Genomic DNA, 16,260 nt, shown 5'->3' on the forward strand with positions numbered 1-16,260 from the left:
TTGCATCAGCATGGTGCACGGGTGGCCATTATGAGGCATGGCGTCTTGAGACGTAAAAACGCCCGAGGCACTGCCTCGGGCGTTTTGATGCCAGCGGGGACATCCCTCAGCAGCTGTCGTGCTTCGTGGTGTCCCGTTGGGGGCTTACACCCAGCGGCGACGGCGTCGTGTCTTCCAGCGCCGGTCGATGAAGCGCTCGCCGCCCTCGAAGGCTTGCAGGCGCGCCTCCAGGTAGAACCACTCGGCATCGCAGCTCAACTCCGCCCAGGTCTCGGTGTGTACCTGCCAGTCGTCGCGCTGAAAGGCCTGGCGCCAGCTCTTGCTCATGGTCGCGGTGGCCGGAGCCTCGGGATGGATGGTGTAGCGCTCGTCCGCCGAGGCGATGTTGGTCAGGCCGTGGTCGTAGGCGATCTCGCCGAAGTCGTCGATGATGGCATGCCGGGTCCAGCCGTCGGTCAGCGAGTGGGTGACGTCCCGGGACTGTTCTCCCGCGCGTACGACCCGGTGCTGCATGGGTCCGGAAAACACCGCCGGTTCGAACTGCACGGGCGGCGTATCGTGCGGGGGGCGCTGGGGCAGCGTGAGCCGCGAGTCGGCCTCGTGCAGGGTCAGCGCCACCGGATAAGGGCTCGGCCAGACCAGCGGCCAGTAGGCGGTGGTCACCGAGACGCGCAGCCGATGACCGGCAATGAAGCGATAGCAGGTCTGGTTCAGTGACACGGTCACGTCGAGCGGCGTATCGCACGGCACCTCGGAAGGCGTGACGTGACTGTCGCGGTGGCAGAGGTTGAGCACGCCGTAGGAGACGCGCTGCGACACGCCTTCGGGCGAGACGTCGCACACGCGCACGATCAGGTTGGCGCGCGGCTGGTCGACGCTGACCCGCAGCGAGAGCGTGGGGCGCCCCAGGATCACCGTGTCGGACGCCAGCGGCTCGGTGTCGTAGGTCAGCGAGTGGGCGTCGTCGCCACGCTGGTCGCCGGCGATCTCGGGGCCGCTGCTGTGGGGGATGTACTCGCCGCATTGCAGGCCATTGTCGGCCGGGGCGCGCAGTCTGACCACCCTCGGGCGGGCGGCGCCGTCTTCCGCGGCCTGCAGTTCGCCGTTGCCCAGCGCCAGCTCGCGGGAGGCGATGTGCGGGCTCGGCCACTGGGTCTCGGCGAGCCATTCGCCGGGCACTTCGAGGCGTTGCGGATCGGCCTCGGAAAAGGACGGACAGAACACGCGGTACAGCGGTTCTTCCATGATGCCGGTGTCGCGATCCTTCAGCCAGTAATCCCACCAGCGCAGCGCTTCCTGGAGAAAGCCGATGGTCGGCCCCGGCATCGCCAGGTGCGGGTAGGCGTGTGGCCAGGGGCCGACGATGCCGCGCCGGGGACAGGGCGCGTGCTCGAGAATCTCGGCGACGAAGTTGACGTAGGCATCGGCCCAGCCGGTAACGGCCAGGGTCGGTGTCGTCAGACGCGAATAATCCTCGCATACCGAGCCGTGGCGCCAGTAGCCATCGCGCGTCTGGTGATCGAACCAGTTCTCGGCGACGAAGGGTTGATGGGCGAGCCGGTGCTGCCAGAGTTCGCGCCAGTCGTCGCGCAAGGCGGGATCCGGCGGCCGCGACATGAAGGACAGCGACGAGGCCGCCCAGCCGAAGTTTTCGTTGAGCACGCAGCCGCCCTTGTAGTGGACGTCGTCGTGATAGCGGTCGACGGTGGCACCGACGGCGATGATCGCGCCGAGCGCCGGCGGCTGGCGCGAGGCCACCTGCAGCGAATTGAAGCCGCCCCAGGAAATGCCCAGCATGCCGACGCGGCCGCTGCACCAGGGCTGCTCGGCGAGCCAGGCGATCGCGGCGACGATGTCGTCCTGCTCGCTGGCCAGGTATTCGTCTTCCAGCACGCCGTCCGAGTCACCGCTGCCGCGCAGATCGATGCGCAGCGCGGCGTAGCCGTGGCCGGCGAAGTAGGGATGCATGCGCTCGTCGTCGGCACTGGTGGCATCCCGCTTGCGGTAGGGAATGCACTCGATGATCGCGGGGACGGGATGGGTCTCGGCGTCCGCCGGCCGCCACATTCGTGCCGCGAGTCGGCTGCCGTCGGGCAGCGGAATGAACAGTGCCGGTTCCTCGACGATCGGGTACGGGAAGTCACGCACTTCCCGGGCATCGGGTTGGCTTCCACTCGGAAACATGGGGCGTCCTGTCGTCGGAACGGGGCGATGCATGCATCGCCCCGCAGGTGAAAGACTGAGGTGAAAGGCTGGAAAATCCGCAGAAACGGACGATCACATGAGGTCGTTTTCGGTGAGGAAATCCTTGGCGACCCGTTCGATGTTCTGATCGTCGACATCCACGCGGCGGTTGAGGTCGATCAACGTCTCGTCGTTCAACGCGGCGGACATCTCGTTGAGCAGGGGCTCGAGGTTGGGATGCGCGTCGAGCGTTTCCTCGCGTACCACCGGCGCCAACTGGTAGACCGGGAAGAACTGCTGGTCGTCGTCGAGCACCTCGAAGTCGAAGGCGCCGTTGCGACCATCGGTGGCGAACACCAGTGCCACATCGACTTCCTCTTCACGCAGCGCACTGTAGGTCAGCCCCGAGTCCATGCGCTTGACGTTGGAGCGCGGGAATTCGAACCCGTAGGCTTCCTGCAGCGGCCGCAGGCCGTCGTCGCGGGCATAGAATTCAGCATTGGAGGCGAGCGTCAGGTCGGCGCCGTCGTTCATGGCCTCGGCCAGGTCCGAGAGGGTGTGGATGTCACGTTCCTCGGCATCGGCCTCGCGCATGGCGAGCGCGTAGGTGTTGTTGGTGTCCGAGGGATCCAGCCAGATCAGGCCTTTCTCGGCATCCAGGCGCTTGGCGGTGGCATAGGTCTCGGCGGCATCTGCCGGCTGCGGCTGGTCGTTGAACAGGATCACCGAGTTGCCGGTGTATTCCCAGTAGAGATCGACCTGGCCGTTCTCCTGCGCCTGGCGCAGCACCGAGGTGCCCAGCCCGTCGCGCTTGTCGACGTTGTAGCCGTTGGCCTCGAGCAACTGGAAGGTGGCCGAGGTGAGGATCAGGTGCTCGGTGTAGTTGAGCCCACCGACCACGATGGGGTCGTCTTGCGCGTGTGCCGTCGTGGCGACGGCGGAAAGGCTCAGTCCCAGCGTTGTCAGCAGTGCCGTAATGGGGTGTTTCATGGCAGCGACATGCCTCCGTTGTTATAGCGTGTTATCGGGTTGCGACTTTCGTCGTTCCCCAGAGTAACCTACCCCGCTGCCGGAATTGATGAAGATCCGTGATGCCTGCGATTTCGAATGCCAACAGATGGTGGCATGAGATGGTGGCATGAGAGGGTGGCAAGAGAGAGTGGCATGACCGCCATGGATGACAGCGCACCACCTGATGGCCAGACAGGCGGTGCCCGGGGGCGCGGCGGGATTGCTCGATGCACGAGGGCGCGGCATGGCGAGCCCTCGGATAACGGTCAGTGGCGGGAGTTAGGTGGCTCCGACGAGGCGTTGTCGTCGTCGGTGTCGGCGGGCTTGACCTGATCGGTGTAGCAGGGCGACGAGGCGGGCGTGCGGTCGTCCGCTTCTTGATCCTCCGTCTCCAGCGCCTTGAGCAGCATGTCGCGCAGATACGGAAGGTGCGAGTGCTGTGGCTCCCGGGAGGCGGTCAGCAGGGTGAGCGTGCCCTCGCGCGTCCAGCGCATGAGAGGCAGCAACACGTCGGGATCGTCCTCGATCTCCCAACGATAGCGGTGGGCGAAGACGGCGTCGCTGATGTCTCCCTGGTGCCAGGCACGGCGCAGGGCGTTGGAAGGCGAGGCGTCACGGTACCAGTCGGTCAATTCCAGCGACTCGCGCCGCTTGCCTCGGGGCCACAGCCGGTCGACGAGAACGCGTGCGCCATCCTCGGGCTCGGCGGTTTGGTAGATACGCTTGATCGCGATCGTGTAAGGCATCCTGCTTTCCTCCGCGAGGGTCTCGCCAGCCGGCGAGTGTCTCTGTCTTTCGGGCTAGGCGATCCGGTAGGAATACGCCATCTCGGCCAGGGGACCGCGTCCGCCGGCCAGGGTGAGCGCCAGGTCATGGAGACCTTCCCATACGGGCAGCGCGACCGCGCCCTTGATCGCCAGATCGAGGCGCTGGGCGAACAGCAGCAGCTTGTGAAGCCGCTTGAGCGGCATGCGGTTCAGGGCTTGCTGATAGAGCGGCCGCCGCTTGTCGGGAATCGGCGGGCGCTGCGCCTTGCAGGCGTGGTCGAGGCTTTGCCCCTGGTCGAGGTGCTGCGCCAGCGACAGGAAGATGCGCAGCTCGCGGGTCAGTGCCCACAGCACCACGGGAGCCTCCACCCCTTCGCCACGCAGGCCGCGGACGATGCGCGAGACACGTACGCGTTCGCCGCGCAGGCAGGCGTCGATCAGCGTGAAGACGTCGTACCGGGCACTGTCTTCCACGCCACCGGCGATGGCCTGAGTGTCGAGCCGTGCATTGGCGGGGTAGAGCAAGGCGAGCTTCTGCAGTTCCTGATCGGCGGCCAGCAGGTTGCCCTCGGTGCGCTCGCCGAGCAGGCGGGCCGCGTCCATGTCCAGGGACAGCCCGTGGCGGCTCGCGCGATCGCGCACCCAGAAGTGCAGGCGCTGATGGTCCACCGGCCACACCGGCACGAACACGCCGATCTTGTCCAGGGCCTTGAACCAGGCGCTGGACTGCGCGCGCCGGTCGAGACGCGCACTGCTGATCAGCAGGATGTCGTCGCTGTCCTTGGCCTGGCGCGCGTAGGCATCGAGAGCCTTGGCGCCTTCCTGGCCCGGGGACTGGCCGCCCAGACGCAGTTCGATGAGCTTGCTCGAGGCGAACAGCGACATGCTGGCGGCCGATTCGGTCAGGCGCCCCCATTGGAAGCCGTTTTCCACGTGCAGCACCTCGCGCTCCTCGACGCCGCGCTGGCGCGCGGCGGCGCGGATGGCGTCGCATGCTTCCATGTGGATCAGCGGCTCGTCGCCGGCGACGATGTACACCGGGTGCAGCCGCTTGCCGAGAGCGTCGTCCAGTTTGTCGGGAAAGACCTTCATGGTGTCTCTAGGGCGCGCAGGCGATCGACGAGTTGACGTGCCGCCTCCTGGCGGAGCGAGGCGAGCGCTTCATTGCGCAGCTCGTCCTGGGAGAGCAGGTTGTCGTTGTCGACGGTCAGGTTGGTGCTGGCCTCAAGGGTCTGCTGATCGAGCAGGTAGGCGTTGTCCTCGCTGCGCTGCACCGAGAAGGGCACGGTGAGCGTCAGGCGGCGCTGCTGGTTGCCGCTGCTGCCTTGCGTCAGGCGTGTCTCGCGGATCTGCTCCTCGTCCAGATTGACGCGCAGGGGCGCGTCGTCCTCGAGCGAGGCGCCGGCGCCTTGCAGGGCCTGCGCGACGGCATCGCGCAATTCGCCCGAAGGCGAGGACAACGCGACGGCGGGCACGTCGAGCGCGGTGTCGCCGACGCCGCGGAGTTGAAAGCCGCATCCGGCGAGCAGCGTGGTGGCGGCGAGCAGAATCAGGGCACGGGAGATGAACGAACGGCGCTTCACGCGGGCCTCCTTGCGAGCTTGTGCCCGCTCCCAGGGAGCGGGCATGTGAGCCGGATCAATTGGCGACGATGTTGACCAACTTGCCGGGCACGACGATGACCTTGCGAATGGTCTTGCCCTCGGTGTGGCGACGTACGTTCTCCGCCTCCAGCGCCTGGGCCTCGATGGCGGCCTTGTCGGCGGCCGCCGGCACGTCGAGACGCGCACGCAGCTTGCCGTTGACCTGGACCGCCAGTTCGACGCTGTCCTTGACCATGGCCGCCTCGTCGGCCTGCGGCCAGGCGGCGTCGATGACCGGGGTGTCGTGACCCAGGGCATCCCACAAGGCATGGCAGGCGTGAGGTACGATCGGCGCCAGCACCAGCACGCAGGCTTCCAGTGCCTCGCGCGTGACCGCCAGGCCTTGCGGCGAGGTGTCCTCGAAGCGGCCGATGGCGTTGACCAGTTCCATTACCGCGGCGATGGCGGTGTTGAAGGTGGTGCGGCGGCCGATGTCGTCGCTGGCCTTGGCGATGGTCTCGTGGGTCTTGCGACGCAGCGTCTTCTGGTCGTCGTTCAGGGCGTCGGCATCCAGGGCCGCGGGCGTGCCGGCGTCCAGGTGATCGGCGACGAGCTTCCAGAGCCGCTTCAAGAAGCGGTGTGCGCCCTCGACGCCGGAGTCGGACCACTCCAGCGATTGCTCGGGGGGAGCAGCGAACATCATGAACAGGCGCACGGTGTCGGCACCGAAGCGGTCGATCATCGCCTGCGGGTCGACGCCGTTGTTCTTGGACTTGGACATCTTCTCGATGCCGCCCATCTCCACCGGCTGGCCGTCCTCGCGCAGGATGGCGCTGACCGGACGGCCCTTGTCGTCGCGCTGGACGTCGACGTCGGCGGGGTTGAACCAGTCCTTGCTGCCGTCGTCGTTGGCACGGTAGAAGGTCTCGGCGATGACCATGCCCTGGGTGAGCAGGCGCTGGAAGGGCTCGTCGCTCGCGACCAGGCCGAAGTCGCGCATCAGCTTGTGGAAGAAGCGCGCGTAGAGCAGGTGCAGGATGGCGTGCTCGATGCCGCCGATGTAGAGATCCACCGGCAGCCAGTAGTCGGCACGTTCGTCGAGCATCGCCTCCATGTTGTCGGCGCTGGCGAAGCGCGCGTAATACCAGGACGATTCCATGAAGGTATCGAAGGTATCGGTCTCGCGCGTCCACCCCTCGCCGAGGTCATAGAATGCCGGCATTTTCTTGAGCGGCGAGCCGGAGGCATCGACCTCGACTTCCATCGGCAGGGCGACGGGCAGTTCGTCGTCGGTCAGCGGCACGGTCTGGCCTTCGGGGCCGTACTTGACCGGGATCGGCGCGCCCCAGTAACGCTGACGGGCCACGCCCCAGTCGCGCAGGCGGAAGTTGGTCTTCACCGTGCCCTGTCCGTTGGCCTCGAGGCGCGCGGCGATGGCATCGAAGGCGGCGTCGAACTCGAGCCCGTCGAATTCGCCGGAGTTGATCAGCTTGCCGTGCTCGGTATGCGCGCCCTGGGACAGATCCGGCGTGTTGCCTTCGGCGTCGGCGATCACCGGCTCGATGGGAATGCCGTACTTGGTGGCGAATTCCCAGTCGCGCTGGTCGTGGGCGGGGACCGCCATGACCGCGCCGGTGCCGTATTCCATGAGAACGAAGTTGGCGACGAAGATCGGCACTTCACGACCGGTCAGCGGATGAATCGCCTTGTGGCCGGTGTCCATGCCCTTCTTCTCCATGGTCGCCAGCTCGGCCTCGGAATTGCCGCCCTGCTGGCATTCCTCCAGGAAATCGCCCAGCGCGGGGTTGTCCTGGGCCGCCTGCCTGGCCAGCGGATGGCCGGCGGCGACGGCGACGTAGGTGACGCCATAGAGGGTATCGGGACGCGTGGTGTAGACCTCGAGCTGCTCGCTGCTGTCGGCCACCGCGAAGCTCAGCTCGACCCCGGTGGACTTGCCGATCCAGTTGCGCTGCATGGTCTTGACCTGCTCGGGCCAGTCGACCTTGTCCAGGTCTGCGAGCAGCTCATCGGCGTAATCGGTGATCTTGAGGAACCACAGCGGGATTTCCTTGCGCTCGACCAGCGCGCCGCTGCGCCAGCCGCGCCCTTCGATCACCTGCTCGTTGGCGAGCACGGTCTGATCGACGGGGTCCCAGTTGACCGTGGACATCTTCTTGTAGACCAGGCCCTTCTCCACCAGCTTGGTGAAGAACCACTGCTCCCAGCGATAGTAGTCGACGTCGCAGGTGGCGAATTCGCGGTTCCAGTCATAGGCGAAGCCCAGGGCCTTCAACTGGCGACGCATGGCGTCGATGTTGTCGTACGTCCAGGCGCCGGGCGGGACCCGGTTCTTGATCGCGGCGTTTTCGGCGGGCATGCCGAAGGCGTCCCAGCCCATCGGCTGGAGGACGTTCTTGCCCTGCATGCGCTGGAAGCGCGAGACCACGTCGCCGATGGTGTAGTTGCGCACGTGCCCCATGTGCAGCTTGCCGCTGGGGTAGGGGAACATCGACAGGCAGTAGAATTTCTCCCGGGTCGCGTCCTCGACGGCCTTGAAGCACTGGTTCTTGTCCCAGAAGGTCTGGGCGGCGGATTCGATTGCGTGCGGCGTGTACTGTGCGTCCATCGGTTTGATCTGGCACCTTGCGTTGGGCTTGGCTTGAAGCGGATAACGCCCGGCACCGCGATGTGGTAGAAACGGAGGTGAACGGACGTTGTCTGTGTGATATGTCAGGCCGTCAGGATACCCCAGTCATGCGCCTACAGGTAGGGGCGTGACCTCGACGACAGTCAGGAGACGCATTATGAGCGAACGTCACGAGCAAGAGAATCGCTTGAGCCGTGCCTACGAACGGGTACTCGAACGGCTCGAGAAGGGCGCCGGTGACCTGTCGTGGGAGTCGTTGCAGCGCGAGATGGATGACGCCATCGAGTTCGAGGCGGAACTCGAGACCTACACCAAGGACGAGCTGGCCCTGCTGCGCGCCTGGGTCGAGCGCGACATGCGCGACCTGCGACAGTTCCTGGCCCACGGCGGCGAAGGCATCGCCACCTGGCTGGGAATCGACCTCGGCGCCGTCTCGCGGCGGGTCACCGAGGCGCTGTTTTCCATCGCCGACCGCACCACCGTCGACCAGGCGCGTTTCGCGGACGACCTCGAAGCTGCGCGCGCCGACTATGTCGAAGGCGAGATGGCGGTGCCCGGCCGCATGCGCTGCGTGCACTGCGATACGGAAGTGATCCTCGAGACCATCACCCGGCTCGAGCCCTGCCACCACTGCGGTCATCGCTATTTCGCACGCGCCAGGGGATAAGGCCGAGAGAAAGGGCACAAGGGAAGGGCATGAGGGGCGTCAGACACTCGACGCCCCTGGCCGCTTCATTGGAGGGAGCCACCCTGCTTGGCGCTGGATGGTCTGAATGCGATGTCGTTTGAACGGTCACCCTGCGGCGTGTAGGGGGGTGACCTGAGCGCGAGGTCGTTGTGCTGCCTGCCAGAGTTCGTACTTGAGTTGCATTTCCAGCCACATCTCCGCGCTGGTGCCCAGCGCCTGCTCAAGGCGCAGTGCCATATCCGCCGAGATACCGGCATTGCCGTTGAGAATGCGAGACAGCGCAGCGCGCGTGACGCCCAGACGCTTGGCGGCCTCGGTGACTGAGATGTCACCGATGTACTCGCGCAGTACGGCGCCAGGGTGCGCGGGGTTGTGCATGCGGTTCATGCGGCCTCCTAGTGATAGTCACTGCTAGTGATAGTCCTGATAGTCCACCAAGATGGCGTCTTCGCCATCGAACGTGAAGGTAAGCCGCCAGTTTCCATTGACGGTGATGGTCCAGTGTCCGTGCAAGCTGCCCTTGAGTGGATGGAGCCTCCAGCCTGGCGCGTTCATGTCTTCAGGGCCCTTCGCGCTATCCAGTGCGGTGAGCTGGATTCGTAGCTTGGTGGCGTGCTTGGCCTGGATGCCGGCAGTCGAGCCGGTCTCGAAGAACTTGCGCAGCCCTTTGTGTTGGAAGCTCTTGATCATTCGAGTAGCGTATAGTTTCGCTATACGAATGGCAAGGGACTGGTGCCTCTCGTCACCCTCGTCGTGGTCCGGCACGTGGCGTGCCATGGGCCGGGCTCGAAAATGGTGTCTGGATCGGGCCATTGGGCATGGGGAAAAGTTTGATATCGTCGCACCCCGAAACACGATCGAAGACCCAACCACGACCAAGACGAGGAGACAGGCATGCATGACGAGGGGCTGCCCGACGCGATGGCGGCGATGTTGCTGACCGGACACGGGGGCATCGACAAGCTGGTTTATCGCCAGGACGTGCCCGTGCCGAGACCCGCCCATGGCGAGGTCCTGGTGCAGGTGACCGCGACGGCCAAGAACAATACCGACCGCAAGGCGCGGGAAGGGCTTTATCCGACCAAGGACAAGGGAGACACGACCTCGTTCCAGATCGGCGGTGCCCCGACCCTGACCTTTCCTCGCATTCAGGGTGCCGATGTGGCCGGGCGCGTGGTCGCTGTCGGCGAGGGCGTGAGTGAAGAACGCATCGGCCAGCGCGGGTTGCTGGATTTCAATATCTATGCCGACGACCGCCCCGACATCAACCTGACGCCCGACTATTACGGTCATGGGGCCGATGGCGGCTTCGCCGAGTACGTTGCCGTGCCTTCGGCGCAGTTCCATACGGTGGACAACCCGGAACTGGCCGATGCCGAACTCGCCGCCATGGGCATGTGTTCCTACCAGACCGCGCTGCACATGCTGAACGCCGCCAACGTGCAGGCCGGCGAACGCGTGCTGGTGACCGGTGCCAGTGGCGGGGTGGGCACGGCCCTGATTCGGCTCTGCCGCATCATGGGAGCGATTCCCTACGCGCTGAGCCAGCCGGACAAGGCTGCTTCGTTGATGGCGCTGGGGGCGGAGGCCGTGCTGGATCGCACGGACATGGAGGATTTCACCGAGAAGGTGAAGGCCCTGACGCAGGGCGCGCCCATCGATGCGGTCATGGATCTGGTCGGCGGCGAGATGACCGACCGCTTCATCGACACCATGATCTTCGACATGACGCGCCGCACCACGTACCCGCGATTGAGCATCGCCGGGGCGAGCGGCGGTAATCTCAGCGAGATCATGTGGACGCGGATCTATCTGTATCAGGTGCAGATATTCGGCGTGTCCCACGGCACGCGCGACGAGGCCGAGCAACTGGTGGACTGGATCCGCACGGGGCAGTTGACGCCGGTACTGCACGCGGCGTTCAAGCTTTCCGAGTTGCATGACGCCGAACGTTACTTCGTCAATCGCAACAGCAATTACCTGGGCAAGATCGTGATCGTCCCCGATTCGCAGTGGCAAGCGCATGGCGCCCCGTACGCACTGAAGGGTGAACAATGAGCGAAGAACTGACACTGCAATTGATCGACCTGCATGCCGGCGGTGATGTCAGCCGTATCGTGACCGGCGGCATCGACCCGCTGCCGGGCAATACGGTGCGCGAGAAGATGGAGTACCTGCGCGAGGATGCCGACGGCCTGCGCCAGCTGTTGCTCAGCGAGCCCTATGGCATTCCCGAGATGTCGGTGGATCTGCTCGTTCCCGCCAGCGATCCGGAAGCCGAGGTGGGCTACATCATCATGGAGGTGATGGGCTATCCCATCTATTCCGGGTCCAACACCATCTGCACCGCCACGGCCGTGCTGGAAAGCGGCCTCGTGCCCAAGCGCGAGGGGCATCAGCGCTTCATCCTGGAGTCCGCGGCCGGCCTGGTGCATATCGAGGCGCGGGTGGAAAACGGCGTCGTGGAAGCCATCACCTGCGAAGGGCTGCCCAGTTACATCGACACCTACCGGGCCAGCATCCATGTGCCTTCGGTCGGCGACGTGACCTACAGCGTCGCCTACAGCGGAGGGTTCTACGCAATGGTGGATGCCGCCGAGCTGGGCTTCTCGTTGAATCGGGACGAGGAGGCACGGCTGGCGGAGTGCGCCCATGCCATCGTCGAGGCGATCCAGGCCGAGCGAGGCTTCTCGCACTACACCCTGGGTGATGTGGGGCCGCTGCCGTTCCTGCATTTCATGGGGCCGGTCGAGCAGGTCGCCGACGGCTTCTTCCGCTCGCGCTCGACGACCTACGTGCACCCGGGCGTGATCTGCCGCAGCACGACCGGTACGGGCACCTCGGCGCGCCTGGCGCTGATGCATCATGAGGGCACGCTGCAGCCGGGGGACAAGCTGGAGACCGTGTCCCTGCGCGGCACGGGCTTCATCGGCGAGTTCACCGGCTCCCGGCAGGAAGGGGACCATCGGGTGGCCGAGAACACCATCACCGGCAAGGCTCACATGCTGGCTCGCTCGGACATCGTCATCAATTGCAACGATCCGCTGGTGGAGTGCGGCAGCCTGCACCATATCCTGACCAGCGGTCATCGCAGGACCGAGGCGTTGCCCGTCGAGGAAGAGGTGTCGCTGTCGGACTAGGCCGTGGCCTGGCCCCCGGCACGAGGCGCGGGATTCACCGCGCCTCGTGCCGGGACCGGCGCATGCTAGGTACGACGGCGCCAGCGCAGCCCGGGGACGAGCAGCAGCAGGGCGAGTCCCCAGGCCGGCCAGCTGCCGGTCCGGGTGAAGGGCGTCAGGCCTTGCATGGGCTGGACCTCGCCGTTGACGCTGGTGGTCTCGAAGCGCGGCGCGCGCTGCGTGATCCGGCCCTGGGCGTCGATGATGGCGGTGACGCCGTTGCTGGTGGCGCGGAGGACGTAACGGCCGTTCTCCAGGGCGCGTAGCTGGGCCATCTGCAAGTGCTGAAGCGGGCCGATGGAGTCTCCGAACCAGGTGTCGTTGGACACGGTCAGCAGCACGTTGGCGTCGCGCGCCCGGTTGGCGACCAGATCCGCATAGATGATTTCGTAGCAGATCGCACTGCCCAGCTGCATGCCGGCGGCCTCGATCGGTGCCTGGTCGGCGTCACCGGCGGTGAAGCTCGACATGGGCAGGTTGAAGAAGGCGATGATGCCGCGCAGCAAGCCCTCCAGCGGCAGGTATTCGCCGAACGGCACCAGATGCTCCTTGCGGTAGCTGCCCTCGCTGGCGCCGACCCCGATGACCGAATTGTAGTAATCGCCGTTTGCCTCCCGTTGCACGATGCCGGTCAGCAAGGCCGTGTCCGGCGGAAGCGTCGCCTGCACGCGCTCGAGCACGGGGCGTGCCTGGGCCGCGAACATCGGCAGGGCGGTCTCCGGCCACACGATCAGGTCGGTCCCCTCGGGCTGGGCGCGAGTGAGCGTGCTGTAGGTGTTGGCAGCGGCGCGCTGGCCCTCGGCGCTCCACTTGGTCAGTTGCGGGAGATTGCCCTGCAGCAAGGCGACGCGCTTGGGTTCACCCTGGGGTGTCGTCCATTGCGCGGGAAGCAGCATCGGGATGACCCAAATGGCGGCCAGTGGCGCCAGGGCCCAGTAGCGCTTTCGGCACAGCGCGACCAGCAGGGTCCCGCTCAGCGCGACGAACAAGGAGAGCAGGTAGACGCCGCCGACGGGAGCCCAGGGCGCCAGGGGCGACGCGACATGGGCGCTGCCCAGCAGCAGCCAGGGGAACCCCGTGAACGCCCAGGTTCGCAGCGCTTCGCCCAGCACCCAGGCGCCCGCGAAGGTCAGCATGGCCCAGCGGGGCGAGGTGAAGCGCCGATAGACGCCGAATATCACGGCATAGAACAGCGCCAGCGTGACGACGAACAATGCCGTCAGAAAGACGGCCAGCGGTACGCCGGTGTAGCCGTAATCGTGAATCGACACATAGATCCACGACGTGCCGGCGCCGAACAGCCCGACGCCGTAGCTCCAGCCGCGCAAGGCGGCCTGACCGGTGGTGAGGTCGTGCAGCCCGTAGAAGACCATGGCGACGGCAATCGGGCCGATCCACCAGAGCGAGAACGGGGCGAAGGTCAGGGTCGTGAGCGCGCCGGCGGCCAGCGCGACGAGATATCCCATCCAGGGGCGATAGGCTCGGGAAGACAGCATGAGGCACTCCTTGTCGAAGGTGCCTCTTATAACAGAGCAGGGCGCCGTGGGCCATGCCGCAACGAGGACGACGTGGCGTCACGGCGCACTTGGGTCATTCCCTTTCGGCTTGCGCCGTCTCGCTGCTGGCATCCGATGCGGGCGAGACCTGCAACAGCCGGATGCGGCGGTTGTCGGCGTTGAGCACGGTGAAGCGCCAGTCGCCCAGGTCGGCGTATTCGTTGCGACGGGGAAGATGGCCGAAGCGCTGCATCACCAGGCCGCCGACGGTGTCGAATTCCTCGTCGGGGAAGGCCGTGTCGAAGCGTTCGTTGAACTCCTCGATGGGGGTCAGCGCACGAATCGCGTAGGTGCCGTCGCCGAGGTCGCGGATGTCGTCTTCCTCGTCGGTGTCGTGCTCGTCTTCGATATCGCCGACGATCTGCTCGAGGATGTCCTCGATGGTCACTATGCCGGCGGTACCGCCGTATTCGTCGACCACCACCGCCATGTGGTTGTGGGTGTCGCGGAATTCCTTGAGCAGGCTGTTGAGCCGCTTCGACTCGGGAATGAACATCGCCGGACGCAGGATGTCGCGCAGTTGAAAGCGCTGGCGCTCGGCATCGCTGAGCTTGAGCAAGGGCAGCAGGTCCTTGACCAGCACGATGCCCAGCACTTCATCGAGGTTTTCGTCGATGACCGGGTAGCGCGAGTGAGCGGTTTCGAGGATCACCGGCAGGCAGTCCTCGGGGCGTTGATCGACATGCAGGGCGGTTACCTGGGAGCGCGGGATCATCACCTCACGGGTTTGCTGATCGCTGATCTGGAATGCGCCCTCGATGATGGTCAGCGCATCCTGATCGAGGCGTAGCCGGGTGCCGGCCTCGCGCAGGAAGGTGAGCAGTTCGTCTCGCGAGCTGGGCTCGTCGGCGTCGTTGGAGAAAGCGCTCAACAGTTTATCCAGCCAGGACTTGCCACCCTGGCTGCTCGATCGGTCTTCGCTCATGCGATGGGTCTCTCGTTCCTCATGGACGATCACGCTGGGGTAATAAGATGCTGACGCGGCCGGCGGTCGCGTTTCGGAGGAAGCCGGGGGCCGTTCCGGCAGGCGGCGGTTCACTCGGCATAGGGATCACCGATGGCGAAATGCGCCAGTAATTCCCGCTCCAGGGCTTCCATCTCTTCGGCTTCCCGATCATCTATATGATCGTAGCCGAGCAAATGCAAGGTGCCGTGGATCACCATATGGGCGTAGTGGTGCGCGAGCGGCTTGCCCTGCTCGGCGGCTTCGTCGGCGACCACGGCGTGGCAGATCGCCAGGTCGCCGAGCAGCGCCAGGGGAATGCCGGGCGGTGCCTCGAAGGGGAAGGACAGCACATTGGTCGGCTTGTCCTTGCCGCGGTAATCGCGGTTGAGCGCCTGGCTCTCGTCGGCCGTCACGAAGCGCACGCTGAGTTCGTGGCGGTCCGTGTCGGGATGACGCGCCAGCACGGCCCCCACCCAGGCCTCGAGGTCGGCCTGGGTGGGGAGAAGTTCCGTCGCCGTCTCGAGGGCGACCTGACGATCGATGTCGGGCGTCATGCGTTGGTCGGCTCGTCGTTGTCGCGTCGCGCGTCGTTCTCTTCGCGCTTGGCCTGGGCGCGGCGCTCGCGGCGAGTGCGTTCCTGTTCTTCCTCGGCGCTCTCGAAGGCATCGTAGGCCTCGATGATGCGCTGCACCAGCGGGTGGCGGACCACGTCCTTGGCCACGAAGTGGGTGACGCCGATTCCCGGGGTGTCCTTGAGCACGTCGAGGACCTGAATCAGCCCCGACTGGTTGCCGCGCGGCAGGTCGACCTGCGTGATGTCGCCGGTAATCACCGCGGTGGAGCCGAACCCGATGCGCGTCAGGAACATCTTCATCTGCTCGCGCGTGGTGTTCTGGCTCTCGTCGAGAATGATGAAGGCATTGTTGAGCGTGCGGCCGCGCATGTAGGCCAGCGGAGCGACCTCGATCACCTGGCGCTCGATCAGCTTGCCGACCTGCTCGAAGCCCAGCATTTCATAGAGGGCGTCGTACAGCGGGCGCAGGTAGGGGTCGATCTTCTGTGCCAGGTCCCCCGGCAGGAAGCCCAGCCGCTCGCCGGCTTCCACCGCCGGACGGACCAGCAGGATGCGCCGCACCTGCTGCTGGTTGAGTGCCTCGACCGCCGCCGCGACCGCCAGGTAGGTCTTGCCGGTCCCCGCCGGCCCGATCCCGAAATTGATATCGTGATCGCGAATGCTGGCGACATAGGTCTGCTGGTTGTTGCCACGCGGCTTGATCAGCGCGCGTGGCGTACGCAGCAGGACACCGCCTTCGTCGATGGTTTCCTCTTCCTCCTCCAGCGCCTCGAGGCCGGATTCCTGCAGGAACAGGTGCACGGTATCGGGTGTCAGCTCGCTGGCTTCCGTCTCGCGGTAGAGATGCTCGACGACGTTGGCCGCGGCCTTGACGCTCGACCCCGGCCCCGCGAGTTGAAAGGTGTTGCCGCGATTGCGCAGCGTCACGCCCAGGCGGGTCTCGACGAGCTTGAGGTGTTCGTCCTGCTGCCCGCACAGACTGGCCAGGCGCATGGGGTCGTTGGGTTCGAGCGTCAGGGTGAGGATGCGATGTGCCTGCGAAGTGTTCTGGCTCAACTCGAGGGGATCCATGGGTTGGAAGTGTGAATTCAGCTTAGCGCCCCGGACAACGCCGGGGCAATGATC

General features: G+C 65.7%; 15 protein-coding genes. 3 read left to right on the forward strand and 12 right to left on the reverse strand.

All coding sequences use genetic code 11. From position 1 onward, the window contains the following. Nucleotides 1-144: 144 nt before the first annotated feature. The 6 genes from ABGX75_RS09895 to leuS form a co-directional block, all read right to left on the reverse strand. On the reverse strand, nucleotides 145-2,184 hold the full coding sequence (locus ABGX75_RS09895) for a CocE/NonD family hydrolase (RefSeq protein ID WP_287124956.1): 2,040 nt from the start codon (nucleotides 2,182-2,184) through the stop codon (nucleotides 145-147). A gap of 93 nt (nucleotides 2,185-2,277) precedes the next feature. After that, complete coding sequence (locus ABGX75_RS09900) at nucleotides 2,278-3,174, reverse strand: glycine betaine ABC transporter substrate-binding protein (protein WP_287124957.1); 897 nt, start codon at nucleotides 3,172-3,174, stop codon at nucleotides 2,278-2,280. 287 nt (nucleotides 3,175-3,461) lie between these two features. Then, a complete protein-coding gene (locus tag ABGX75_RS09905; protein WP_347411304.1) occupies nucleotides 3,462-3,941 on the reverse strand; it encodes a DUF488 family protein in 480 nt (159 codons plus the stop codon). A gap of 54 nt (nucleotides 3,942-3,995) precedes the next feature. Then, entirely contained in the window at nucleotides 3,996-5,054 is a 1,059-nt protein-coding gene (gene holA / locus ABGX75_RS09910; RefSeq protein ID WP_011507641.1) for a DNA polymerase III subunit delta, read from the reverse strand. Beyond that, nucleotides 5,051-5,545, reverse strand: a complete 495-nt coding sequence (lptE, locus tag ABGX75_RS09915) for an LPS assembly lipoprotein LptE (RefSeq protein ID WP_011507640.1) — start codon at nucleotides 5,543-5,545, stop codon at nucleotides 5,051-5,053. Before lptE ends, holA begins: the two co-directional genes overlap by 4 nt. A 55-nt stretch (nucleotides 5,546-5,600) precedes the next feature. After that, nucleotides 5,601-8,171, reverse strand: a complete 2,571-nt coding sequence (leuS, locus tag ABGX75_RS09920) for a leucine--tRNA ligase (RefSeq protein WP_011507639.1) — start codon at nucleotides 8,169-8,171, stop codon at nucleotides 5,601-5,603. Nucleotides 8,172-8,349: 178 nt separating this feature from the next. On the opposite strand from leuS, the gene ABGX75_RS09925 reads away from it, so the two are divergent. Continuing rightward, nucleotides 8,350-8,859, forward strand: a complete 510-nt coding sequence (locus ABGX75_RS09925) for a zinc ribbon-containing protein (protein ID WP_011507638.1) — start codon at nucleotides 8,350-8,352, stop codon at nucleotides 8,857-8,859. A gap of 126 nt (nucleotides 8,860-8,985) precedes the next feature. On the opposite strand, the gene ABGX75_RS09930 is transcribed toward ABGX75_RS09925, so the two are convergent. Further along, nucleotides 8,986-9,267 (reverse strand): HigA family addiction module antitoxin, encoded by a 282-nt coding sequence (locus ABGX75_RS09930; RefSeq protein ID WP_011507637.1) that lies wholly within the window; start codon nucleotides 9,265-9,267, stop codon nucleotides 8,986-8,988. Nucleotides 9,268-9,291: 24 nt separating this feature from the next. Beyond that, nucleotides 9,292-9,570 (reverse strand): type II toxin-antitoxin system RelE/ParE family toxin, encoded by a 279-nt coding sequence (locus ABGX75_RS09935; protein WP_110062257.1) that lies wholly within the window; start codon nucleotides 9,568-9,570, stop codon nucleotides 9,292-9,294. A gap of 204 nt (nucleotides 9,571-9,774) precedes the next feature. Between ABGX75_RS09935 and ABGX75_RS09940 the strand changes: the two genes are divergently transcribed. Both ABGX75_RS09940 and ABGX75_RS09945 read left to right on the forward strand, forming a co-directional pair. Continuing rightward, the gene (locus ABGX75_RS09940; RefSeq protein ID WP_347411305.1) at nucleotides 9,775-10,938 is read left to right on the forward strand and encodes a zinc-binding dehydrogenase; all 1,164 of its coding nucleotides are present in this window, start codon (nucleotides 9,775-9,777) and stop codon (nucleotides 10,936-10,938) included. Continuing rightward, the gene (locus ABGX75_RS09945) at nucleotides 10,935-12,020 is read left to right on the forward strand and encodes a proline racemase family protein (RefSeq protein ID WP_011507635.1); all 1,086 of its coding nucleotides are present in this window, start codon (nucleotides 10,935-10,937) and stop codon (nucleotides 12,018-12,020) included. The genes ABGX75_RS09940 and ABGX75_RS09945 overlap by 4 nt, the downstream gene beginning before the upstream one ends. 65 nt (nucleotides 12,021-12,085) lie before the next feature. On the opposite strand, the gene lnt is transcribed toward ABGX75_RS09945, so the two are convergent. The 4 genes from lnt to ABGX75_RS09965 form a co-directional block, all read right to left on the reverse strand. Then, the gene (gene lnt / locus ABGX75_RS09950) at nucleotides 12,086-13,555 is read right to left on the reverse strand and encodes an apolipoprotein N-acyltransferase (RefSeq protein WP_179153279.1); all 1,470 of its coding nucleotides are present in this window, start codon (nucleotides 13,553-13,555) and stop codon (nucleotides 12,086-12,088) included. Between the two features lie 94 nt (nucleotides 13,556-13,649). Next, nucleotides 13,650-14,540: a transporter associated domain-containing protein gene (locus ABGX75_RS09955; protein WP_011507633.1), complete on the reverse strand. Its 891-nt coding sequence runs from the start codon at nucleotides 14,538-14,540 to the stop codon at nucleotides 13,650-13,652. A 110-nt stretch (nucleotides 14,541-14,650) separates the two neighbouring features. Next, the gene (ybeY, locus tag ABGX75_RS09960; RefSeq protein ID WP_035411878.1) at nucleotides 14,651-15,115 is read right to left on the reverse strand and encodes an rRNA maturation RNase YbeY; all 465 of its coding nucleotides are present in this window, start codon (nucleotides 15,113-15,115) and stop codon (nucleotides 14,651-14,653) included. Next, on the reverse strand, nucleotides 15,112-16,191 hold the full coding sequence (locus ABGX75_RS09965; RefSeq protein WP_035411881.1) for a PhoH family protein: 1,080 nt from the start codon (nucleotides 16,189-16,191) through the stop codon (nucleotides 15,112-15,114). The genes ybeY and ABGX75_RS09965 overlap by 4 nt, the downstream gene beginning before the upstream one ends. Nucleotides 16,192-16,260: the final 69 nt, after the last annotated feature.

Origin of the sequence: Chromohalobacter sp., assembly GCF_039830575.1 — a bacterium.
Classification (GTDB): Bacteria; Pseudomonadota; Gammaproteobacteria; order Pseudomonadales; family Halomonadaceae; genus Chromohalobacter; species Chromohalobacter israelensis.